A 23,018-nucleotide genomic window follows, 5' to 3' on the forward strand; every position below is an offset into this window, starting at 1 on the left:
TAAGTTTAATCTATACATAATGTATAGTTAATTTAATAATCATACTTTTAAAGGGTTCTTAATAGAACCCTTTTTTTATGAAACAAATTTTACCACGCGGCTCTAAAAAATTATTAAATGCATGGGCATTTTATGATTGGGCTAACTCTGTTTATTCTCTAGTAATCAATAGTGCTATCTTTCCTATATTCTATGCTTATATAAGTATGAAAGCATATGAAGAAGGGAAAGTCCCAGAAATACTTAAGAACGTAAATAATGAGTCTATAATAATAGTTACTACAGCTATTGCTTTTTTAATAGTTAGTATTATATCACCCATTTTATCTGGAATAGCCGACTACTCTGGTAAGAAAAAACGTTTTCTTCAATTCTTTTGTTATCTAGGTGCATTGAGTTGTATCGGTCTATCACTATTCAGTTTTGATTATTTGTGGCTCAGTTTACTGGTTTATATGCTTGCCTTGATAGGTTTTTGGGGTAGTTTGGTATTTTATAATTCTTACTTACCAGACATAGCTTTTCCGGAACAGCAAGATTCTATAAGTGCCAAAGGTTTTTCTATGGGATACATAGGTAGCGTCATACTCCTTATTATATGTCTTGTTTTAATAGAAGGTGGTTTTTATCCAAAAGACGGATTACTGTGTGAAACTTCCTTAGAAAATTATGTTTTCAATTTAGATCCTGTGCAACTATCTTTTATTCTAGTAGGATTATGGTGGATGGGCTTTGCGCAATATACCTATAGATATTTGCCTTTAGGAACTAAAAAGGATAGTACCCAAGTAAAGAACATTTTTACTAATGGTTTTCAAGAATTGAAGAAGATATGGAGTAATCTTTCTGAAGACCTACAAATGAAGCGCTACTTAGGAGCATTTTTTATCTACAGCATGGCAGTACAAACAGTAATGCTAGTCGCTACTTATTTTGGTACAGAAGAAGTAGAGTGGGAAGAAGATGGGGCAACCATGGGATTAATAATCAGTATACTTCTCATACAGTTAGTGGCTATATTAGGAGCATGGTTAGCTAGTAAGCTTTCGCGAAAGCTAGGTAACATCAAAACTCTAATCGTCATTAATATCTTATGGGCTGTTATCTGTATTTATGGTTATTTTGTGGTATCACCTTTACAGTTTTATATAACGGCTGGTTTTGTAGGTCTTGTAATGGGGTCTATACAATCTTTATCTAGAAGTACGTATTCAAAAATGATTCCTGATGGTAATCCTGATACGGCTTCTTATTTTAGTTTTTACGACGTCGCAGAAAAAATAGGTATCGTTATAGGGATGCTCATATTTGCTATAGTAGGTGAATTAAGCGGTTCTATGAGAGAACCTATATTATTCTTAATAGTTTTCTTTATATTGGGAATCATATTACTAGCTAGAGTACCTAAAATCAAAATTAAACAATAGATTTAAATTACTATAAAATAATACATAATAAGTTTTTCTTATAGTAGATTTGATTTTAACAGTTGTAATCTTAATAAACACTTTTAGAATTAAAATATATTTGAACCATCTAATTAATAAAACACGGTAGTTATGAGTGATAAAAATTCAAAAGTCTGGGATATAAACGATTCTCAAGATATTTCAAAATGTCCATTTATGGGCGGTGGTGCAACTAGTACTGCTGGACAAGGAACAAAAAATAATGATTGGTGGCCTAACCAATTAAGATTAAATGTTCTGCGTCAAAGCGCTACAAAATCAGATCCTATGGATCCAGATTTTGATTATGCAACAGCATTTAAAAGCCTCGATATAGATGCATTGAGAAAAGATTTAACTCATTTAATGACCGATTCTCAAGACTGGTGGCCTGCAGATTATGGTCACTACGGTGGATTATTTGTTAGAATGGCATGGCACAGTGCTGGTACTTATAGAGTAGGTGATGGTCGTGGTGGTGCAAGTATAGGTAATCAACGTTTTGCTCCTTTAAATAGCTGGCCAGATAACGGTAACCTAGATAAAGCAAGATTATTATTATGGCCACTTAAACAGAAATACGGTAAAAGTATCTCATGGGCAGACCTTATGATCCTTGCAGGTAATGTTGCTATGGAATCTATGGGATTAAAGAAATTAGGTTTTGCAGGTGGTCGTGTAGATGCATTTGAACCAGAACAAGATGTTTACTGGGGTAGTGAGACTACATGGTTAGGTAATGAAGAGAGATATGAAGATGGTGAGTTAGAAGGATTATTAGGAGCCTCTCACATGGGATTGATCTATGTGAATCCAGAAGGACCTAATGGGAATCCTGATGCGGTAGGTAGCGCACATGATATAAGAGAAACTTTTGGCCGTATGGCAATGAATGATTATGAAACTGTAGCACTTGTTGCAGGTGGTCATACATTTGGAAAAGCACACGGTGCAGCAGATCCAGAAAAATACACTGGAGCAGAACCTGCTGGTGCTAAGATTGAAGAAATGAGTACGGGATGGAACAGTTCTTATGGTACTGGTCATGGAGATGATACCATTACTAGTGGTCTAGAAGGAGCATGGACACCTAACCCAGATAAGTGGGATCACGATTACTTCAGAGTATTATTAGATTACGATTGGGAATTAACTAAAAGTCCTGCAGGTGCTCACCAATGGAAACCTACTGCTGCCTCTAATGCAGACCAGGCTCCTATGGCTGGTGACGCTTCAAAACGTCAGGATCTTATGATGTCTACAGCAGATATTGCTCTTAAGACTGATCCAGAATACTTGAGAATTTCTAAGCACTTTAGAGATAATCCAGAAGAATTTGAAGATGCTTTTGCAAAAGCGTGGTTTAAATTAACTCACAGAGATATGGGACCATCTTCTAGATATTTAGGTGATCATGTACCAGAAAAAGAAGAATTATGGCAAGATCCTATTCCTGCTGTAAATCATGAATTAGTAAATGAAGAAGATCTTTCATCCTTAAAAGATCAAATTCTTAGTTCTGGACTATCGGTTAACGAGATGGTTGCAACAGCATGGGCTAGTGCATCTACTTATAGAGATAGTGATAAACGTGGTGGAGCAAATGGTGGTCGTATAAGATTATCACCACAAAATCAGTGGGAATCAAACAATCCAGCAAGATTAAGAAAAGTACTTGATGTTCTAGCTGGTATTCAAGAAGCATTCAATGCATCTCAAACTGGAAACAAACAAGTTTCCATGGCCGACTTGATCGTACTTGCAGGTAACGCAGGTGTAGAAAAAGCTGCAAAAGACGCTGGGCACGATATAACTGTACCATTTACAGCTGGTAGAGGAGATGCTACTCAAGAACAAACTGACGTAGAATCTTTCACTTATTTAGAACCTCGTGCAGATGGTTTTAGAAACTACATCAATAGCTCACAGAAAATAGCTGGTGAAGATTTACTAGTGGACAAAGCTAGTTTGTTAGGACTATCTGTTCCAGAAATGACTGTTTTAATAGGTGGTTTAAGAGCAATGGATGCTAATTATGATCAGTCTAACTATGGTGTGTTTACCGATACACCTGGACAGTTAACAAACGATTACTTTGTGAATGTGTTAGATCTTAGTACGACATGGAAGTCTAAGTCATCTTCAGATTTATTATTTGAAGGTCGCAATCGCAAGACTGGTGATTTAAAATGGACTGGTACTCGTGTAGATCTTATATTCGGTTCTAATACAGAATTAAGAGCTATTGCAGAGGTTTATGCAAGTAGTGATAGTAAAACAAAAATGGTTCATGACTTTGTAAAAGCATGGAATAAAGTAATGAATGCAGATCGTTTTGATGTAAAATAAACATCAGTATTTAGATAAAACAAAATCCCCAAATCATTAATTTGATTTGGGGATTTTTATTTTATATTATTTAATCTATAGTATTAGATCTTTGTAATATCACCGCTACCTAATACACTTTTTTTAACTGAGCTAGTAGAGCCTTTATACATTAAATCACCAGAACCTACTATGGACGCTTTAAGTTCACCACCTGTACAGTAAACAGATACGTCACCGCTACCAGCAATAGAGGCATCTACATTGTTGGCTTTTAAATTTAATGCGTCGATATCACCGCTACCAGCAACATTGGCATCTAGGTATTCTGCACGGCCTTTTAATGAAACATCACCGCTACCAGCTATATTTACTTCTAAATTTTCTGATTCTACTTGTGTAGTGATATCACCGCTACCTGCCACTGAAATATCTAGATTTCTAGATTTTAAATTCATATGGCTCGTGATATCTCCACTTCCAGCCATACTTAATGCGTTGATGGACTCTACATTTACAGTCACATTAATGCCTTTACGTGTACTATAGTTAGTACCATCTTTAAGACCTATTTCTAGTTTATTACCTTTAACCTCGATCTCTATATATTCCATAATATTAGATTCGGCCTCTACGGTTATGGTACCTTCTTTTCCTTCTACAAGGATAATATCGATACTACTTTTACCAGATATCTTATCATAGTCAGAAGTATTAAAGGTTTTTGTAATTACTTCTCCGTTTCCTTTAATTCGTTTATTGCTTCCCCACCATTGAGCATTTGCACTATTAAATCCTAAAATGGCTACTAGAAGTATGATGATATGTTTCATGTTATTGTTATTAAGTTAGTTGTTGTTTTATTTTTAGTTTTTTCTAAGACTTACACCACCAAAGCTTGATCTTATATTGATTACAGACGTAGCGTTTTTATCTTTATGATAACCAGATTTTTGCTTTTCGGTGCTATTATTTTCTGAGTCGGTAACCGTTAAATCGTCTGATAGTTTAATACTCGCAAACTCTGTGTCTATGTCAAATTTAAAAGCTGCCTCTGGATGAAAATTGACTTTAATGTTTGTGTATTCACTTTTAATGACCGCATCTTTAAAATTAGGACTCAATTCTTCAATAGTTATAGATCCAAAATCAGTTACCAGGTTAACACTTTCTTTAATATGTCCTAATTTGATAGTAGAATAATCGCCTCTACCTACTAGCTTTATAACATCTTGAGACTGTATAGTTGAGAAATCACCATTAAAATTAATGTCTTTAACATTATCAAACTTTGCCTTAGTATAATCACCACTGTAATCTACTCTTTCAGCACCATGTAGTTCAAAACCGCTGAAGTCAGCTCTAATCGTTCCCGATTTCATATAATCGATATGAGAGTTTTTAGTATAGTCAAAGCTAAGTTCGTTATCACTCGCTAGTAGCTGTCCTATATCAAGTCTACCAAAATCGCACTGTATTTTTGCATGACCTAGCAATCTATCTATGGAAACAGAACCATAATCGTTGCTTATATCTACCGCGGCAGTCACTGGCATTCTAATGATATAATCTATTTTCATATTAGAGCTACTCTTAGAATTATTGCTTCCCATAAGCGTGCTCCATAAACTACTACTGTTGTTATTCTTCTTACGACTTGCATCAGTTCTTGCACTCACGATGGACGATGTTGCACTAAAATCAACATCTATACCTTTAAGCTGTTCTATAACTTTTTGCTCATTATTACCACTTACTTCCACATTAATATCTATGGAAACAGTGGGCTTGTCCCATGTAGTAATGGTTATGTTACCAAACTCGTTTTGAATATCTACCATACAGTTTTTATTAACTGTAAAGGTTTTACTCAATTTTTTAGTCTTGGTGTATTTTCCATAGCCAGGACCGGCTATAAGCATCGCTGGTAATAAAAACAGCAGTACACTAAGTTTATATATATGTTTCATCTTCTTGTTCTTTTAAATTTTTCAGTTGTTCTATTTGCTCCAGAGCAGTTTCTAATAAATCGATTCTATTTTGAAAATTCTGTATCATAGCAGCGATAACGGTTTTACTATCATTGTTAGTAGCAAAGTCTGCTTCTATCGTTTTATAATCCAGTTCTAATCTTGCCAGTGCTGTTTTAGTTGCTGTAACAATACGAGCAGCTTCTGGCGATTGTTCTTTATTTAATCTTTCTAGCTCTTCATTTATGGTACTCGTAAAAAAGTCTTGCGCTTGTGCCATTTCTGGTGACACGCTAGACAGTCCATTATCTACAGGGCTAGAAGGAACCAGATTTAAACCTGTAAAACCTAATAAAATTGCTAGTCCTGCAACTAGCGACCATTTAAACCAAGAGTTCATTCTTATAACCTTGTTACCTTCATGATCTCCATCATTATCTTCAGTAGCAATAGGTATAATAGAATCGTCTACTTCTTCATGATTATCGTTGCAAGCTTCTTCTAGCTTATCAAAAAATCTATTTCTATGGCCACTAGGCAGTGATTCTGTATTAAAATCTTGATCTGCAAACCATTCTTCCATGTTCTTTTTCATATCAGTTGCATTTTATTTCTCAGGCTTTCTTTTGCTCTAGAGATGGTAGTTCTACACATCGCATTAGAAATTCCCATAATCTCACTTATCTCTTCATTATCCATTCCTTCTATAAGGCTTAGGGTTAGAATCTGTCTGTAATTATCCTTTAAAAGTTTCATTACTTCCAGTACTTTTTTGGCAGTCATACCAGCAGCTTCCATATCTATTTGTTCGTCTGCTTTGTTTTCCATTTCATAGGCTACATCGTCATAATCTACTTTGGGCATTTTATTTTCCTTTTTCAATTGTGTAAGGCTGTTGTTTACGACTATTCTTTTTAACCAGCTGCCAAAGGTTGCCTCTCGGTTCCATTGTTTCATCTTAGCAAACGCAGTTATCATGCTATCTTGCATAATATCTTCGGCAAGTGCGGTGTCTTTTACGATTCTCAATGCGACATGATACATACCATTTGCATACTGATCATAAACGCGCATTTGTGCCTTGCGATCGCCTCGTTCACAGAGGTTATAAAGTTCTATTTCGGTTGTTTTTAAGATCACTTGGTTAGTGTTACGCTTTAAAGATGCAATTTATTCTAGCATGTTACACTTCATGGCAAGGATTTTGAAAAATTATTCATCCAGCACTTGGTGTAAAATGAGTAAAGCCATCATTCTAGATACTATAATAGTAGTTTAATAGTTTGATAATCTGTTTTTTAAAGGTTGTAATTCCGCTTTCGCGAAAGCGAATTTATAATAAACATCGTGCTCAAATTAATTTTAAAAAATAAAAGCCAACAGTCTATATGACATTGTGGCGACTGAAAAAGATATGTTCAAACCAAAGAAATTTTCGATAGACAACTTGTCACTTCAAGAATTTGATCAAGATGCGGAATTTATTCCCCTATTGAGCAGCGAGGACGAGGAAGAAATGAATAAGGAAAGCGTTCCAGAGACCTTACCTATATTACCATTGCGTAATATGGTTCTGTTTCCAGGTGTAGTAATTCCTATTACAGCAGGGCGCGATCGCTCTATTAAATTATTACAGGACGCAAACAAAAAAGGTATTGCGATAGGTGTAGTTGCACAAAAGAATGAAGAGATAGAAGAGCCTTCTTTTGAAGACTTGCATAAAACAGGTGTCGTTGCAAAAATCTTAAAGACTTTTAAGATGCCAGACGGTAATACTACAGTTATTATTCAAGGTAAAAAACGCTTTGAAATGGGCGAGATCGTCACAGAGCAGCCTTTTATAACTGCTATAGCAAACGATGTACCTGATGTAAGACCGGTAAAGGAAGATGTTGAGTTTAGGGCAATTATTGAAAAGATAAAAGAACTAGCCTTAGAGATTATTAAAGAAAGTCCTAACATCCCTACAGAGGCGTCGTTTGCGATTAAGAATATCGAGTCAGATTCTTTCTTAGTGAATTTTGTGTCTTCTAACATGAATCTTAAGGTAGAGGAGAAGCAAAAAATTCTAGAGATCAATGATCTTAAAGAAAGAGCGCTAGAGACATTGCGTTTTATGAATATCGAACGTCAGAAATTAGAGCTTAAAAACGATATACAGTCTAAAGTACAGACAGATATCAATAAGCAACAACGTGAGTATTTCTTGCACCAGCAAATGAAAACCATTCAGGACGAATTAGGTGGTGGTGTTTCTTCACATCAAGAGGTAGATGAAATGCGCCAGCGTGCTAAGAAAAAGAAATGGGACGATAAGGTAAAGGAACATTTTGAGAAAGAACTAGTAAAGATGCAACGTATGAATCCGCAAGTGGCGGAATATTCTATACAGCGCAATTACCTAGATCTTATTCTTGATTTACCATGGAACGTGTTTTCAAAGGACAACTTTGACCTTAAACGCGCAATGAAAATTTTAGATCGTGATCATTATGGTCTTGAAGAGGTGAAAAAACGCATTATAGAATATCTAGCGGTTTTAAAACTGCGTAATGATATGAAATCTCCTATTCTATGTCTTTATGGACCTCCTGGTGTAGGTAAAACGTCTCTAGGTAAATCTGTTGCAGAGGCACTAGGACGTGAGTATGTACGTATCTCACTAGGTGGATTGCGTGATGAGGCAGAAATACGCGGACATCGTAAAACCTATATAGGAGCGATGCCAGGACGTATTATTCAATCTATAAAGAAGGCAAAAACCTCTAATCCTGTTTTTGTACTGGATGAGATTGATAAATTAAGTAACTCGCATAATGGAGATCCTTCTAGTGCGATGCTAGAAGTACTGGATCCAGAGCAAAACAATGCTTTTTATGACAACTTCCTAGAAATGGGATTTGATTTAAGTAAGGTAATGTTTATAGCAACGAGTAACAGTTTAAATACCATACAGCCAGCATTGCGCGACCGTATGGAGATTATAAATGTTACTGGTTATACGATAGAAGAAAAGGTAGAAATAGGAAAGCAACACTTACTACCTAAGCAATTAAAAGAACACGGACTGGATAAGTCGCATCTTAAAATCGCAAAACCACAAATAGAAAAAGTAGTAGAAGGTTATACTCGTGAAAGTGGTGTAAGATCGCTCGATAAACAACTTGCAAAAATGGTACGTTATGCTGCCAAAAGTATTGCAATGGAAGAAGAGTACGATCTCAAAGTGACTAATGAAACGGTTATTAAAGTATTAGGCGCTCCTAAAATGGAACGTGATAAATACGAGAATAATGATGTGGCTGGTGTAGTAACTGGACTGGCATGGACTAGAGTAGGTGGTGATATTCTATTTATCGAGTCTATACTATCTAAAGGTAAAGGTAACTTAACCATTACTGGTAATATAGGTAAGGTGATGAAGGAAAGTGCTACTATAGCAATGGAATACATCAAAGCAAATGCAGATGAACTAGGTATAGACAGTTCTATATTTAACAACTATAATGTACACATACACGTACCAGAAGGTGCTACTCCTAAAGATGGACCTAGTGCTGGTGTAACGATGTTAACGTCTCTAGTATCTTTATTTACACAGCGTAAAGTAAAGAAAAGTCTTGCGATGACTGGAGAGATCACTTTAAGAGGTAAAGTACTGCCAGTAGGTGGTATTAAAGAAAAGATTCTTGCTGCAAAGCGTGCTAGAATTAAAGAAATCCTTCTTTGTGAGCAAAACCGTAGAGACATAGAAGAAATTAATGCTGATTACTTAAAAGGCCTTACTTTCCATTATGTAAGCGATATGAGTAATGTTCTAGAACTGGCTCTTACTAAGCAAAAAGTAAAAAATGCAAAGAAGTTGAGTTAGAACTCAAAATCTAAATATCAAAAAGCTCGAGATGTTGTTCTCGAGCTTTTTTTTGTTTTAATTTATAATAATATAAGATCATTATCTAGATTCATAAAAAAAGGAACAGTTCAACCTGTTCCTTTTTTTCTATTAATATTAGTTCAATAACTAAGTACGGTTTACTTCACTTTTTCAATACTAAAACTTGTAGATATAGAAGAACCTGTCCCACCAGTATTAGAACGTAAAAGAATCCCATCATAATCAGATGAGGATACCGAGGAATCATAGGTGCCTATAATTCTAAATCTATAAACATGTGTGCTGTCTAAATCTAGGTAATTTGCTATACCATAACTTTCTTGTCTAGCACTAGCAAACTCATCTGACTGTATATCTCTATGTTTAAATGTACGTCTTAAAACCCATCGATTATCGGTATTATCCCACATGCCTATTAAAATATCAAGATCTGTAGATGTACCAGTGAATCCACCTATGTCAAAATCCATTTCGACTTTATAAGTTCCGTTAGATACTGGTGTATATAAACTAGTAGAAGTGTCATATTCATCAAAAAGATCTACTAATTCTTGATTTAGGTTGATATCATAAAAAGTCTGATCTTGATCTAGCTCGAGATTAGAACCTAAAAAACCGATAAATCTCAATCCAGGCGTATCGTTATCTATGGCTACATTTACTAAGGTTCCATCAGGTAAAGAATGAACTGGTAAAGTGAGTGACTTTGTATTTGTTAACTCTCTTACCCTTAAACCACCATCTATATCAACTTCTTTAGTAGGAGATGTTGTATTGATTCCTACTTGTGCAAAAACAGGTATTATAAATAAAAGAAGTGCTACGGTAATGAAATTCTTCATGCTTTGAGATAATTCTAAGGTTACTAATTACAGTTACAATAGTAAAATTCAATCAACACAGAATTATCACGATAATATAAATTTATCGTCCGTGGCTATTATAGCTTACTATAATCCACCACCAATTTAGCATACCATTTGGCTAGATCTTTGGCAATAGCCTTATGATTGTTGACTAGTTCTGTAGCGAGTCTAGAATTTGATTTTTCTTTTAAGGAAGGATTTGCAGTTAAATATCCCTGAAATTTACCAGCATCATCTACAATTTTAGGTGCTTTATTAGAAACCTTATTCCATGGAGATAGTGGGTTATTATCGTCTCCATAATTATTTAAATCATTCCAGATAGATGCATTGCTAAAACTACTTCCATAATCTCCAAAGGCATTCCAAATAGATTTACTATCAAAACGAGAACAGTCCAGACAGCCTAAATAAACGGTATAATCGCTACCACCATATAAATGTAGATTTTGTGATGTAGCGTAAGAGCTTGTTGCAATAAGAGTTATTATAAAAAGTAATTTTTTCATCTAAGTAGTGTTTAAGATTTCAAGTTTTTTAGAATTATGTCCATATCAACTCACATATCCCAAATATGTTTTCATTTAGAAATCTTCATTCAAAATTAATCGAAATAAGCACAATCATTCCTAATTTTCTCATAACTCATAACTCATAACTCTTCTACTGATATCCTGCGGCTTGTAAATTAAACAGTTTTTCATATAAATGGGGTTGTGCCATCAGTTCTTCATGGGTACCTATTTCTGCAACCACACCATCTTCTAGAACTAGTATTCTATCTGCCATTCTAACGGTAGAAAAACGGTGAGATATAATGATGCTCGTCTTTCCCTTAGTAAGTCCTATAAAGCGTTCAAAAACGTCGTATTCAGCTTGTGCGTCTAGTGCGCTGGTAGGCTCGTCGAGTACGATAACATCGGCATCTTTCATGTAGGCACGGGCTAGTGCTACTTTTTGCCACTGTCCGCCGCTTAGTTCTTGTCCTTTGGCAAATCTACGTCCTAGTTGTTGATCTATTCCGCCCTTCATAACTGCCACTACTTGGTCTGCTAGACTGCGCTGTGCAGCGTCGGTAATCATGACATCATTATTCAACTCGTCAATATTACCTACGGCGATATTCTCACGCAAACTGAATTCATATTTAAAGAAGTCTTGAAAAATGACACCAAAGCGTTTTCTAAACTCTTGTTTATTAAACTTAGAAATATTAATTCCATCTAATAAAATCTCTCCTTGGGTAGGCTCGTAAAACCTCAATATCAATTTAATAAGTGTTGTTTTACCGGCACCATTCTGACCTACAAAGGCTATTTTTTCACCTACTTTAATCTTAAAACTTATTCCTTTAAGAACTTCTACATCACTACCAGCATAGCCAAAATGTACATTTCTAATCTCAAATCCTTCTTTAATGACCTCTGGAATAGGAGTGTAGTTAGTTGCCTCGTCAGTGATTTCTATATCTAGAAAGTCAAAGTAGTCTCTCAAATAAAGCGAACTCTCTGATATAGCAGTAAAACGAGAGAAGAAACCTTGTAAATTATTACGCAATCTGTTAAAAGATCCAGATAAGAAGGTAAGTTCTCCAATACTTAGTACTCCTGTGATTACTTTAAAAATGATGAATATATAAGCTCCATAATAAGATAGAATACCTATAATATTAAACAGCGATCCATAGATACTTTGTTTAATAGATAGCTTTTTATTGATCTCATAATAATCACCAGATAATTTATTAAACCTAGCTGCGATATAATCGGTAAGCCCAAAGAGTTTTACCTCTTTTGCTGTTTGATTATTAGCTCCTATAAAACGTAAGTAATCCAGTTCACGACGCTCGGCAGTCCAGCTACGTGCTACAGAGTATCTATGCGAGCTGTATTTTGCCTCATTGATAAATGATGGTATAATGCTTATTACCAATAAGATGATCAATAAAGGCTCAAAGTAAATCAAACCAGCAATTAAGGATGTTATAGAGATAATACTTTGCACCTGACTCAAAGAAGCACTCATTAAACCTACACGACCGCTAGTTTGCTGTCTTGCACGTTCTAACTTGTCATAAAAATCTGGATCTTCTAACTGTTCTAGAGTCAGCTCGTTAGTTTTTCTTATAATTTTTTCTGATGAAGCGTTAGAATATAAATCACCTATTAATCCATCGGTTAAGTTAATTAATCTATTGAGCAAGTCTGCTGCTATGGCAACTACTAGCTCTATAATCACATATTTCCAGAGCAAGTCTAGATTTTGATCTTCTAAGGATATTTGTAAAATAACCTCGTCTATAATCAATTTACCTACCCATAATAGCACTACCGGACTAATTGCGGTGAGTAATCTAGCGGTAAAATTGGTTATAAACAGTTTAGGACTCACTCTCCAGATTTCTTTAAAAAATCTAGGTAGTGTCTTCAATGCGCTGAAGGAGAATGTTTTTCCTTTTTTACTTTGTTCTTTTATGGATGCAGGTACTCTTCTCGCCACGATGTAGTTTTAGAACACAAAGGTACGTTACAAGGATTTGTTTTGTGGTGTTCTCGCTTTCGCGAAAGCGGAATTATCAACCGTTTATTATGGTAATTCTTTTCCTAAAGCAGCTATATAAATCTGGAACCATTGCTCTAAAGTCATCTCCATATCTAACGAACGTACAGCTGTTTTAATACGCTCGATTTTACCAGTTCCTATAACAGGAATTATGTTAGAAGGGTGTTTTAAAAGCCACTGATAGATTACTTTATCTATATTAGGCTCATGTAATTCTTTAGCTACTTTTTTAATAGCGTTAAGAACACGAGTTCCTTTTTCTGTCTTAGGAAATAGTAATTCACCACCGGCAAGTGGTGACCATGCCATAGGTTTTATCTTTTTAGAGATAAGATAATCGAGATTTTGATTTTCAAAATGCTCTAGACAATAGGGCGATATTTCTATCTGGTTAGTTACTAGAGGAGCAGTCGTGTAGGCCTGTAATGATTCTAGTTGTTGGGGCAAGAAATTAGAAACTCCATAATGCAAAACCTTACCACTAGATGTTAAATGGTCAAAGGCTCTTGCGACTTCTTCTGGATTAAAAAAGGGTGATGGTCTATGTAATAAAAGTACGTCTAAATAGTCTGTATGTAGATTTTTAAGGGATTGTTCTACCTGAGAGATGATGTAACTGGCACTGTAATCATAATATTTTACCTCACGATCTGGAAACTTATCAGATGTTAATTTGATCCCACATTTAGTAATCAACTGCATACTATCACGCAGTGAAGGTTCTAACTGTAGCGCTTTACCAAAGGCAGCCTCACATTCATAATTTCCATAAATATCTGCATGATCAAATGTGGTGACTCCTGTTTCTATAGATTCTTTAAGAAAAGACAGTAATTCTTGATCGCTTTTATTCCAATCTAGAAGTCTCCATATCCCTAAAACTATTCTTGATATTTCTAAATCGCTATTTAAGGATGCTTTCATGTGATTTTATTTCAAAGTTATGGTTATATATGATGTAGTTCTATTTTGAGAAATTACAATTTAAGTAAGATTACCGTACTCCTTTCACTTTAAGATCTATGTAAACTTCTTGTGTACCGTGAAATTCTTTTTGGTAATCTATATCTATCGCATACTTGATGTTGTATAGTGCTAATACCTTATCTAGATCTTCTTTCTTACGTTGTACCACTTTTATATGCTGTAAATAATTAATTAAAGTCGATATACCCAAACCCATAGGTGCAAAGCTTATAGCAATAAATGTTAAGGGATAAGTGTAGAATCTTACAGATGTTTTATTAGCAACATCATTAATATGATAAGCTATTAAATAACCAGTAGCTATAATTATTAAACCTATGAATATGAAAACAACTGTATAAGAATAAGTGAGTAAACGTTTTCTTTTTAATTGATCGTATTCTAGATTTATTTGCTTCAGTTTTTCTTCAAATAGATTACCTAGTAGAATTTTAGAGCATGTTTTATTAAAAGCAGGCTTGCGAGAGGTAAGACCACATACTAAGCCTAGTTTAAAATCACTTTTTTTATGCTCACATAGATCACAATGTCTGGTTAGTTCCATAGATATAGATAGGTTTATTTGAGCCTGAAGTAATTAAGAAGTAAATCCAAATGCATATAATTAATATAGCCAGTTAAATTACAACATAATGTAAATCTAACTGGCTATTTCTATATTAAAATTATGGATTTGTAGACCATAGTGCTGCACTTTTAAGCATGGCTCTTCTAGGTAGTTTTAATCCTGCGATAATTAACTCTGCAAAGTCTTCTGGTTGTAAAACACTGTCCTCAGAATCTTTAGTAGCGATTCCTAAATCTATAGACATGTCAGACGCGATAGTACTAGGTGTTAACGTACAAACTCTAATGTTGTTTTTACGTACTTCTTTCATTAATGATTCTGACATACCGATTACAGCAAACTTTGATGCAGAATATGCAGACGTAGTTGCATTACCACTTAATCCTGCAGTAGAAGATACATTGATAATTTCTCCTTCATTTTGATCGATTAAATAAGGTAGTACTTCTTTAGTAACGTAATACATTCCCATCACGTTAGTTTGCATAATTTGTGTCCATTGATCTACAGGCATATCGTTTAATGTACCAAATGCCGCTATACCAGCATTATTCACTAATATATCTATAGAACCTAGAGTATCAACTAGTGTTTTTACACTCGTTTTAACCTCTTCATAATTGCTCACATCAAAAACGGCATATGTCGCTTTTACTCCTAATTTTTCAATCTCGGCAACAGTTGCCTTTAAAGCCTCTTCATTTCTACCAGTGATCGCAACATCTACACCTTCTTGTGCAAACGCTAGAGCTGTAGCTTTTCCTAGACCACGGCTTCCACCTGTTATGATTGCTTTTTTACCTTTTAAATCTTGCATTTATTTAGTTTTTGAATATGTGTTTATGTGGTGAAAGCTAGACTAAATAGAATTTGTAAATCATTCCTTACATGTCTCTAAATCGTATAACTTCAAGTAGCTAAATTATAGATTTTGAATGAATCTTTTGCCTTTTTTTACGCTAATGATTTGTAAAATTTAGGTGAAATATTTATGCTACCTCTAGGGCAAAGATTTTAGTCAGGCTGTTAGATTTAAATTCCGCTTTCGCGAAAGCGGAACAGATACTAGAAAATAATTTATAACCAGCTAGAGATGCCTTTTAAAAGCTCTATTGCTGGTGATGCTGCCATACAGTCTGCACAATGGTTATACATGAAAAGGCAATCTATTAAATCTGTCACCATGTGAAATAATAATCCTATACCTATGATTTTAAATGGTTTCTTGAAAAAAAGTAAGCTTATGTAAATTAAAATGACATAATAGGAGTGTAGTGGATGGTAGTTAATACTGCATCTGTGGGCTTCAAATACTGGTGAGGCTAGCAAATGGTCTAGATCTACTAACATAGTGGCTAGTAGAATTATATAGGTTTTTTTCCATTCTTTTTTAAAAAACACAATAGCTATGGCTAGTGGAAAGAAGATGTGTAAAAAGTAATGGACAAAGGTTTGCATTAAGATAGATGTATGGATAACTTAAGGTAGTACTTAGTTATAAGTATTTACTTTAATTCTTTCTTAAGATCGTCTATTTCTAGAACGTATGGATCTGTACCTAGCATGATAAAATCTACTCTTAGGGTGAAAAGGATGTCTTTTTGAGTCTTATCTTCAAAAACTAATAATCCCTCAAAACCTGGCTGGCCTAGTTTAAAAACAGTTTTTGATTTATAGAGTAACTCTACGTATTTAACTTTTTTCCAATTGATGTTATATGATTTTGCGCTAGTGATTATAGCGTCATAATCTTCTTTAAGTAATTTGTTATACCCTTCTCTTTTTAGTGATTTTACTATGGCCTTATTTTTATCTGACATGCGCAACTCTGGAGCATCGGCAGCTTTTCTTAATAGTTCTATGGCTACCATATGTTCTTTAAAAATGGTATATGTAAAAGCATCTTTTTTGGCAATTTGTTTTGTCATTTCTTCCATTTGCGCTTTCATCGCAGTAATGGTCTCATTTTGAGCAATGCTTAATTGAAAAAAAAGAAAAAGGAGTAGTGTGGCTGTTAATTTGTTCATGTGCTATGCTTAGAATAATCTATTACAGTTTCAAAGATATACATACTATCATTTTAAATGGGTATAATATCGTTTTTTGAATAGGTAGTAGAATTCAAATTTTAATAAAACTAGTGTAGTTAGTGATAGCTTATGGATGATTATTTAAAGTAACTCATTAGTATTAGTATACTTATTTAAAACGAAGTCGTGAATAATAGCTTTAAAATTAATATTTTCTGTTTATACTTTAAGTCATTTAATTTAAAAATATTTAAACATAATAACACAAAATAATACTAAACTCATACAATAAATATGAGTCGTGTCTTACTTTAGCTTTATTAACCGATAGTGAGTATTGATTCTATGATTTTAAGAAACAAGAACAACTGGCAATTGAGTATTGCTATTTTATTATTCCTAATAATTACGGCATGTTCAAAACAGGACACTATACGACCTGAAATAGAAAATTATCTAGTAAAGTTAGATAGTACCCTACAATCAAATACAGATGAGTCTATAATAGAATTAGATAGCTTACTTAATAATACAGATGATTTAAGTACGCTAGAAAATGCCATGTTACTTTTTAATAAAGGAGAGGCACAGTATTTAGATTTTAAATATGAAGATGCTTTTAATACCCAACTTAAAAGCTATGAGCTATTTACAGCTTTAAATGATAAGTATAATGAAGGTCGCTGTTTAATCACACTTAGTGGCGCATCTTTACATATGGGTGATCTAGAGGCATCACAGGTATATGCATTAAAGGCATTAAGTTTATCACAGTTAATCGGTAACAAACGTACTGAGGGAAAGGCTTATAATCAGCTTTTTAAGCTTCATTATGAGTTAAAAGATTATGATAAAGCGTTATCATATATAGAAAAAACGGACAGTTTATATTCTCAACAAGCAGATACATTATCTATTATAGCAATAAAGAATAACAAGGCTAGTATTTATGTAGAACAAAAAGAATATAACAAGGCTTTAACCACCTATTCTGAAGCAATGACGTTAAGTCAATCTAAGCGTGATCCTAAAATACTGGTTAGTGTTCTTAATAATATAGGTTATACGTATATAGAAGCAGGAAAATATGATGATGCTGAAAGGTTTTTAAGGGGTGCCGTGACTTTGAATAAAAATATCAATTCTATAAATGCAGCACCATACAAAGGGTTGGGTAATTTATTTTTATTGACTTCTAGAATAGACTCGTCTTTGGTTAATTATAATAAAGCTCTAGACATCTATAAGTCTAATAAAAATATTAATGAAGAGATAAGAGTAAGGGATAAGCTGGTTGCTGTTTCTTTATTTTATGGGGACTATGCCAAAGCATTAAATAATCAGATAGTTAGAGATAGCTTGCAACTAAATTTAAGTCGTATGGAACAAGAAAATCTTTTAGATTTTGTCAATGTTAAATACGAAGTGAAGCAAAAAGAAACAGAAATTAACCATCAAAGAGAGATTAATTCTACAAATCGATTGCTTACCATAAGTATGATTTTATTATTTGTATCTCTAGCAGTGGTGACAGCGGTTTTTGTTTACAACGGTAGATTGAGAGCAGCAAATAAGTCTTCAAAATTAGAACAGAGTTTATTGAGGGTACAAATGAATCCTCATTTTATTTTTAATACCCTTGCGGCTATTCAGAACATTACCTTAGAAGGGGATGCTATTAAATCTTCAAATTATATAGCAAAGTTTTCTAAGCTCATAAGGCAAAACTTTGATTATGTAAGAAAGGAATCTATAACTCTAGAAAAAGAGATTTCTATGATTTCTAATTATATTGAAACCCAGCAATTACGTTTTAACAATGTGTTTTCTTATCATATAGAATTGGCAGATACTATAGATAGGTCTGCAGTTAAAGTGCCGCCTATGCTATTGCAACCTTTTATAGAAAATGCAATAGAATATGGACTGAAAGAGAAAAAAAATGGTGGGCAGTTAGAAATCAGAATATTACAAGATAATGACGAAGTGTTATTTATCGTTTCAGATAACGGATTGGGAAGATCTGCAAAGGCAAAACAAGAAAAGGTCTCTGAAGAATTACACGCAACATCTATTTTTAAAGAACGTTTAAAAATGAGAAAGAAAGGTGAAGAAAAAACCTTTACTATAGAAGATTTATTTAATGAAGATAAGAATCCAATAGGTACTAGAGTATCTTTTAAATTGAAACTTTCATGATAAAAGCTGTTATAATAGAAGATGAGTTTAATGCATTAAACACGCTGGATAAACTTATCAAGTACACACAAAAAGACATTGAAATTATTGCAAAAATTGATAATGTTAAAGAAGCTATTTCTTTTTTAAAAAAGCAAAGTGCAGATCTCGTATTTCTAGATATAGAATTGATAGGTGGTAATGCTTTTCAAATTCTAGAGGCACTAGATACTATTGATTTTAAAATCATTTTTACAACTGCATATGATGAGTTTGCTATAAAAGCAATCAAATTTGATACTATAGATTATTTACTTAAACCTATAGATAGTGATGAATTGACAGAATGTATAGATAGATTTAGAAAAGGTTACCAGAAAGAACAAATTTATAAGGATGCGGTAGATCAAGTTTCTGAAATTAATCAAAAAGAAATAGAAAAAACCTTATTAATAAAAACAGTCGATGCACAATATTTCTTGCAAACCAAAGATATAGTACGATGTCAGTCTGATGGTGCTTATACCACTTTTCATACCGTAGATAAAAAGATAATGAGCGCTCGCAATCTTAAATACTACGAGAATATTCTTAGTGAGCATACTTTTGTACGTGTACATCAATCGCATTTGGTGAATGTGAAATACATCAAAACGATCAACTCTAATAATACGGTCTGTTTGACAAATGATGAGAGTATACCTGTTGCTACACGCAAAAAATCGTATTTAAAACAAATTCTAGCCGCCTTATAAGGGCAAATACAAAACAGAAAACGGCGTTTGTAAAACGCTTACTAGTTTCCCTTTATTCCCGACTTAATTTTGAGGTAAATAAAAAAATAACCTTAAAATATAATATCATGGGATTAAAAGAAAATAGATTTACAAAGACATTTCAAGAAGAACAATTTCCTGCTTTAAAAGCTCAAATAATTGAAGCAGCTGGTTTTGATATAGTATTCAATATAGAGTGGTCTACTTTATTTGAAGATCGTTTTCTACACCTTTATAATGAATCTTATCCTCAAATTTATTTCTTACCTATAATTGAGGCTTTCAAGTCTATTTGCAGTGATGAGATGGGTAAAGAGGCTCTAGCAGATAGTCTAAAGGAAATACATATCACAAATACCAAAGATCACCACAATCCTGCAAATGCATATTCATTTACAGATGGTGTTTTAACGATGGATCACAGTCCTATTCTTAATGCTAAGGATGTAGAAGATAGGACAAATGTCTTAACAGATTTATTAGAGAATAATTTATAGATACCCATTAAAATTTAGTGTAAAACTTAATAGGTAGTATTATGTACAGATTCTTTGTTTTTGTCATTCTGTTTGTGATTCTTTTATTATTTGTTAGTTGTGGTGTTTCTAACGTAAATGCTAGAAAAGGTTTTGTAGCATTTTTAAACACGCATCATAACAACAAATATGAAATTATAACTTTCAAAAGTCATTTTAATACGGCTAATATGAATCCCAATATATATTGGGTAGAATTAGCTCTTAAAGAGAACCCTGAAATCGTTATCAATTTTGAATGGGATGCAAAAAATAAAGAATTGTATGTACCTAATTATTCAAATAAACAAAATAGCATTACGGCTTTAACAGACTATCAACTGCAGGCGATCGTATTGAGAAGAAAGTTGCATGAAGTTCTCGATAAAGATGTCTTATATATGGATGTAAGTGTCTTTAATCATACGATAAGTATAACAACTGCAAGCGATCCAACACTTGAGGATTTAAAATATTTCTCTACAAAAATATGTAGCGTTCTTGATAACTATCCTGATACCTGGACTAGTGAAGCTCACGTAGATTTTAAATTAATTACAGAGGTCAAAGGTTTTTACGAACTTATTGTAAAACCTAATACCTATGATGATACTAATGATTCATACAAATATTATCCTGATGCTGTAGTAATTAATAACTATGGGTCTGAAAAGGCTCAAAGGATTGATAATCTTATACAAGAGGAATTTGCCACTGCTAGTTCTTCCATTTATTTAAAGGCTATATGGGTAGATCAAAAAAACCTCAAGTCATTAATTATTTCTTTTGAAAAGCACGTACCTCTCAAGGACAAAAATGAAAAGAGTCATTTAACGGAAGGAGTAGGTAGGTATCAAATACATATGCATTATCCTAATCTAGTAATGGAAAGTTTAACCTATACAGATTATAACACAATAGATAGGGAACATATGAATTCCTATTTCCTAGATCAATTACCAGAAGATTTTACCTTTCTAATAGAGCACTCATAACAAGTTTTTAAAACATGGATAATTCAAATTATTATAAGGCATTTGTTGCCCAGACTACAGAAGAAATTCTGCATGCTATTTTTAAAAAAGAAGAAGATATTCTTATTGGCGTTTCATTAACTAACGGTGCTTATATAGAGGGTACTGTTCTAGATATAACGACTGATAGCAATCAAAACAAATCGATTTGTATGATTACTAGAGGTGAAGAGATTTCTTTTTTTAATCTATATAACATTGCTTTAGTAACTATAAAGCAACCTAAGAAAATGGTGGTGGAATTATCTAAAGGAAAGATAAGCAGGCCATATTCCTCAACAGATAAAAATCTTACCGTTTTACAACTTAAAATTTGGTTGAGAAATGAGAAACATTTATTGGGTGAACAAATTCAAAATTTTAATGTAGATCGCCTCTCGTTGGATAAATTAAACAATAGATTAAATGTTAAAGACTTCTTTGAAGCATTAGTACCAGCTATTGATTTAATAACAGCAGACGCACTAGGTAAAGATGCCTGGTCAGGTGTAGAAACAATTGTATTAGAAGAAGCAGAAACCTTACAGCTTCAATTACAGACAGGAGTATTAACTATCTCAGTAGCTATACATAAAGCCCTTCCTGCAAACCTTTCTAAAATATTAGAAGAAAAATTACTTCAATTATTATAAAGGATAATTGAAAATCAAAAACTCAAAAAATTAATTCTAAAAATAAAATATTATGGGACTTAAAGAAAAAAGAATAATTCAAGCATTTCAAAATGATGTTTTTCCAGGATTAGAGACAGAAATTAATAGAGCTGCAGGCTACACTGTACCACTAGAAATTTCTTGGAATACACTCATGGAAGATAGATTCTCACATTTATATAATGAGACCTTTCCAAAAGTATACTTTATACCACTAATAGAAGCTTTCAAAGTAATAGGTAGCGATTCTATGGGTGTTGAGTTATTAAAATCAGGTTTAAAAAATGTGATAATCATAAATGAAAATGATGAACACAATTCAGATCGTGCCATTACATTTGAAGATGGTGTTTTAAAAATTAACCACAGTCCGGTAGTAAATGCAGATAGAGTTGAAGAAAGAACAGCACGCATTACTTCTTTACTAGAAGATAAATTAGAGGAATTTGCAGAATCTCCTGCAGATAATACTACTGATTCTACAGCTACTGCAACAAATGAAGGATCACAAGAATCAGAAAATCAAGAAAAAACAGTAACTATTCAAGAACTGTATAATCAATCCAATGTTTTATCTCATGAAAAGCAAGAGATTTTTAGTGAGATAGTAGCAGGTCTAGACTGGAATTGTGATATGCTAGAGGGAAAAGTAACCTTTGGAGAAGATAAAGTATTTGACATCCAGGTATTAGGTACTTATTCTCAAAATGAAAAAAGCTGGTTATGGGCTTGGGCAAATAATCAAAGTGGTATCCCAGAAAAGTTTTTACAGACATCACAAGCAGTAAAAGCACTAGGAGAGATCTATAAAATAGATGATTTAATAGCTCCTAAAATGCAAGCAGAAACAGATCCAGGTGTTTACTTTGCAACTATTGCATCTGTAATGGCTAAGGAGAGCTGTTATCTGCCTTTAGATTTTAAAGGGTTAACCGTCTATGTAACGATAACTTCTGAAGAAGTAGAAAGTAAAGTAAGAACAGAGCCAGCTTTATTATGTTCTCACTTCTCTTATGTCGCAGCAAATTATAATTTCCCTCATAAATATAGCTTGTATTTCTACCTTAAGAATAAAGGTTATGAGATCGATCTACCAGGTAATAACATTATTGCAAAAAAGGGAGAAGATCAAATTCTTGGAATCTTTGACCTTAAGGGTAGATTAATGAAAATCACTAATTCTAAAATAACAGTTCAAGCCTAGGATT

General features: G+C 33.5%; 21 protein-coding genes. 9 read left to right on the forward strand and 12 right to left on the reverse strand.

The window, feature by feature from the left end:
- Positions 1-77 precede the first annotated feature (77 nt).
- Together ACJJVN_RS08335 and katG are read left to right on the forward strand one after the other, a co-directional pair.
- Entirely contained in the window at positions 78-1,427 is a 1,350-nt protein-coding gene (locus ACJJVN_RS08335; RefSeq protein WP_405377780.1) for an MFS transporter, read from the forward strand.
- A 132-nt stretch (positions 1,428-1,559) separates the two neighbouring features.
- Entirely contained in the window at positions 1,560-3,797 is a 2,238-nt protein-coding gene (gene katG / locus ACJJVN_RS08340; protein WP_405377781.1) for a catalase/peroxidase HPI, read from the forward strand.
- An 83-nt stretch (positions 3,798-3,880) separates the two neighbouring features.
- On the opposite strand, the gene ACJJVN_RS08345 is transcribed toward katG, so the two are convergent.
- From ACJJVN_RS08345 to ACJJVN_RS08360, 4 genes are read right to left on the reverse strand one after another with little or no spacing between them, the layout of a single operon-like run.
- A complete protein-coding gene (locus ACJJVN_RS08345) occupies positions 3,881-4,609 on the reverse strand; it encodes a head GIN domain-containing protein (protein WP_405377782.1) in 729 nt (242 codons plus the stop codon).
- A 33-nt stretch (positions 4,610-4,642) separates the two neighbouring features.
- A complete protein-coding gene (locus tag ACJJVN_RS08350; RefSeq protein WP_405377783.1) occupies positions 4,643-5,746 on the reverse strand; it encodes a hypothetical protein in 1,104 nt (367 codons plus the stop codon).
- Complete coding sequence (locus tag ACJJVN_RS08355; RefSeq protein WP_405377784.1) at positions 5,730-6,341, reverse strand: hypothetical protein; 612 nt, start codon at positions 6,339-6,341, stop codon at positions 5,730-5,732. Before ACJJVN_RS08355 ends, ACJJVN_RS08350 begins: the two co-directional genes overlap by 17 nt.
- Positions 6,338-6,886 (reverse strand): RNA polymerase sigma factor, encoded by a 549-nt coding sequence (locus ACJJVN_RS08360; protein WP_405377785.1) that lies wholly within the window; start codon positions 6,884-6,886, stop codon positions 6,338-6,340. The genes ACJJVN_RS08355 and ACJJVN_RS08360 overlap by 4 nt, the downstream gene beginning before the upstream one ends.
- A 274-nt stretch (positions 6,887-7,160) precedes the next feature.
- Between ACJJVN_RS08360 and lon the strand changes: the two genes are divergently transcribed.
- Positions 7,161-9,617, forward strand: a complete 2,457-nt coding sequence (gene lon, locus ACJJVN_RS08365) for an endopeptidase La (RefSeq protein ID WP_405377786.1) — start codon at positions 7,161-7,163, stop codon at positions 9,615-9,617.
- A 161-nt stretch (positions 9,618-9,778) separates the two neighbouring features.
- Here the strand turns inward: lon and ACJJVN_RS08370 are convergent, their stop codons facing one another.
- The 8 genes from ACJJVN_RS08370 to ACJJVN_RS08405 all read right to left on the reverse strand — a co-directional run bounded on the left by ACJJVN_RS08370 (position 9,779) and on the right by ACJJVN_RS08405 (position 16,651).
- Positions 9,779-10,483: a hypothetical protein gene (locus ACJJVN_RS08370; protein WP_405368426.1), complete on the reverse strand. Its 705-nt coding sequence runs from the start codon at positions 10,481-10,483 to the stop codon at positions 9,779-9,781.
- Between the two features lie 98 nt (positions 10,484-10,581).
- Positions 10,582-11,016, reverse strand: coding sequence for a hypothetical protein (locus tag ACJJVN_RS08375; protein WP_405377787.1), 435 nt, complete (start codon positions 11,014-11,016; stop codon positions 10,582-10,584).
- Positions 11,017-11,170: 154 nt separating this feature from the next.
- Entirely contained in the window at positions 11,171-13,006 is a 1,836-nt protein-coding gene (locus ACJJVN_RS08380; protein WP_405377788.1) for an ABC transporter ATP-binding protein, read from the reverse strand.
- An 87-nt stretch (positions 13,007-13,093) separates the two neighbouring features.
- The gene (locus tag ACJJVN_RS08385; protein WP_405377789.1) at positions 13,094-13,993 is read right to left on the reverse strand and encodes an aldo/keto reductase family oxidoreductase; all 900 of its coding nucleotides are present in this window, start codon (positions 13,991-13,993) and stop codon (positions 13,094-13,096) included.
- Positions 13,994-14,063: 70 nt separating this feature from the next.
- The gene (locus tag ACJJVN_RS08390) at positions 14,064-14,600 is read right to left on the reverse strand and encodes a hypothetical protein (RefSeq protein ID WP_405377790.1); all 537 of its coding nucleotides are present in this window, start codon (positions 14,598-14,600) and stop codon (positions 14,064-14,066) included.
- 121 nt (positions 14,601-14,721) lie between these two features.
- Entirely contained in the window at positions 14,722-15,441 is a 720-nt protein-coding gene (locus ACJJVN_RS08395) for a 3-ketoacyl-ACP reductase (RefSeq protein WP_405377791.1), read from the reverse strand.
- A gap of 260 nt (positions 15,442-15,701) precedes the next feature.
- Positions 15,702-16,082, reverse strand: a complete 381-nt coding sequence (locus tag ACJJVN_RS08400; protein WP_405377792.1) for a DUF6122 family protein — start codon at positions 16,080-16,082, stop codon at positions 15,702-15,704.
- A gap of 47 nt (positions 16,083-16,129) precedes the next feature.
- Positions 16,130-16,651 (reverse strand): hypothetical protein, encoded by a 522-nt coding sequence (locus tag ACJJVN_RS08405; RefSeq protein WP_405377793.1) that lies wholly within the window; start codon positions 16,649-16,651, stop codon positions 16,130-16,132.
- Positions 16,652-16,999: 348 nt separating this feature from the next.
- Here ACJJVN_RS08405 and ACJJVN_RS08410 point away from each other — a divergent pair, with 348 nt between their 5' ends.
- The 6 genes from ACJJVN_RS08410 to ACJJVN_RS08435 all read left to right on the forward strand — a co-directional run bounded on the left by ACJJVN_RS08410 (position 17,000) and on the right by ACJJVN_RS08435 (position 23,014).
- Entirely contained in the window at positions 17,000-18,853 is a 1,854-nt protein-coding gene (locus tag ACJJVN_RS08410; protein ID WP_405377794.1) for a tetratricopeptide repeat protein, read from the forward strand.
- Positions 18,850-19,587, forward strand: coding sequence for a LytR/AlgR family response regulator transcription factor (locus ACJJVN_RS08415; protein WP_405377795.1), 738 nt, complete (start codon positions 18,850-18,852; stop codon positions 19,585-19,587). The genes ACJJVN_RS08410 and ACJJVN_RS08415 overlap by 4 nt, the downstream gene beginning before the upstream one ends.
- A 107-nt stretch (positions 19,588-19,694) precedes the next feature.
- The gene (locus ACJJVN_RS08420; RefSeq protein WP_405368440.1) at positions 19,695-20,105 is read left to right on the forward strand and encodes a hypothetical protein; all 411 of its coding nucleotides are present in this window, start codon (positions 19,695-19,697) and stop codon (positions 20,103-20,105) included.
- Between the two features lie 41 nt (positions 20,106-20,146).
- Positions 20,147-21,118 carry a hypothetical protein gene (locus tag ACJJVN_RS08425; protein WP_405377796.1) on the forward strand — a complete coding sequence of 324 codons (972 nt, stop codon included), beginning with the start codon at positions 20,147-20,149 and terminating at the stop codon, positions 21,116-21,118.
- A gap of 14 nt (positions 21,119-21,132) precedes the next feature.
- Positions 21,133-21,789, forward strand: coding sequence for a hypothetical protein (locus ACJJVN_RS08430; RefSeq protein WP_405377797.1), 657 nt, complete (start codon positions 21,133-21,135; stop codon positions 21,787-21,789).
- A 52-nt stretch (positions 21,790-21,841) separates the two neighbouring features.
- Complete coding sequence (locus tag ACJJVN_RS08435; protein WP_405377798.1) at positions 21,842-23,014, forward strand: DUF6882 domain-containing protein; 1,173 nt, start codon at positions 21,842-21,844, stop codon at positions 23,012-23,014.
- Positions 23,015-23,018 lie beyond the last annotated feature (4 nt).

Source organism: Nonlabens sp. Asnod3-A02, assembly GCF_045063755.1.
In the GTDB taxonomy this organism is placed as follows: Bacteria; Bacteroidota; Bacteroidia; order Flavobacteriales; family Flavobacteriaceae; genus Nonlabens; species Nonlabens xylanidelens.

Bases quoted from the DNA above. Each gene is read 5' to 3' on its own strand.
- ACJJVN_RS08335 (WP_405377780.1), top strand. From the start codon at position 78: ATGAAACAAATTTTACCACGCGGCTCTAAAAAATTATTAAATGCATGG.
- katG (WP_405377781.1), top strand. From the start codon at position 1,560: ATGAGTGATAAAAATTCAAAAGTCTGGGATATAAACGATTCTCAAGAT.
- ACJJVN_RS08345 (WP_405377782.1), bottom strand. From the start codon at position 4,609: ATGAAACATATCATCATACTTCTAGTAGCCATTTTAGGATTTAATAGT.
- ACJJVN_RS08350 (WP_405377783.1), bottom strand. From the start codon at position 5,746: ATGAAACATATATATAAACTTAGTGTACTGCTGTTTTTATTACCAGCG.
- ACJJVN_RS08355 (WP_405377784.1), bottom strand. From the start codon at position 6,341: ATGAAAAAGAACATGGAAGAATGGTTTGCAGATCAAGATTTTAATACA.
- lon (WP_405377786.1), top strand. From the start codon at position 7,161: ATGTTCAAACCAAAGAAATTTTCGATAGACAACTTGTCACTTCAAGAA.
- ACJJVN_RS08370 (WP_405368426.1), bottom strand. From the start codon at position 10,483: ATGAAGAATTTCATTACCGTAGCACTTCTTTTATTTATAATACCTGTT.
- ACJJVN_RS08375 (WP_405377787.1), bottom strand. From the start codon at position 11,016: ATGAAAAAATTACTTTTTATAATAACTCTTATTGCAACAAGCTCTTAC.
- ACJJVN_RS08385 (WP_405377789.1), bottom strand. From the start codon at position 13,993: ATGAAAGCATCCTTAAATAGCGATTTAGAAATATCAAGAATAGTTTTA.
- ACJJVN_RS08390 (WP_405377790.1), bottom strand. From the start codon at position 14,600: ATGGAACTAACCAGACATTGTGATCTATGTGAGCATAAAAAAAGTGAT.
- ACJJVN_RS08395 (WP_405377791.1), bottom strand. From the start codon at position 15,441: ATGCAAGATTTAAAAGGTAAAAAAGCAATCATAACAGGTGGAAGCCGT.
- ACJJVN_RS08400 (WP_405377792.1), bottom strand. From the start codon at position 16,082: ATGCAAACCTTTGTCCATTACTTTTTACACATCTTCTTTCCACTAGCC.
- ACJJVN_RS08405 (WP_405377793.1), bottom strand. From the start codon at position 16,651: ATGAACAAATTAACAGCCACACTACTCCTTTTTCTTTTTTTTCAATTA.
- ACJJVN_RS08410 (WP_405377794.1), top strand. From the start codon at position 17,000: ATGATTTTAAGAAACAAGAACAACTGGCAATTGAGTATTGCTATTTTA.
- ACJJVN_RS08415 (WP_405377795.1), top strand. From the start codon at position 18,850: ATGATAAAAGCTGTTATAATAGAAGATGAGTTTAATGCATTAAACACG.
- ACJJVN_RS08420 (WP_405368440.1), top strand. From the start codon at position 19,695: ATGGGATTAAAAGAAAATAGATTTACAAAGACATTTCAAGAAGAACAA.
- ACJJVN_RS08425 (WP_405377796.1), top strand. From the start codon at position 20,147: ATGTACAGATTCTTTGTTTTTGTCATTCTGTTTGTGATTCTTTTATTA.
- ACJJVN_RS08430 (WP_405377797.1), top strand. From the start codon at position 21,133: ATGGATAATTCAAATTATTATAAGGCATTTGTTGCCCAGACTACAGAA.
- ACJJVN_RS08435 (WP_405377798.1), top strand. From the start codon at position 21,842: ATGGGACTTAAAGAAAAAAGAATAATTCAAGCATTTCAAAATGATGTT.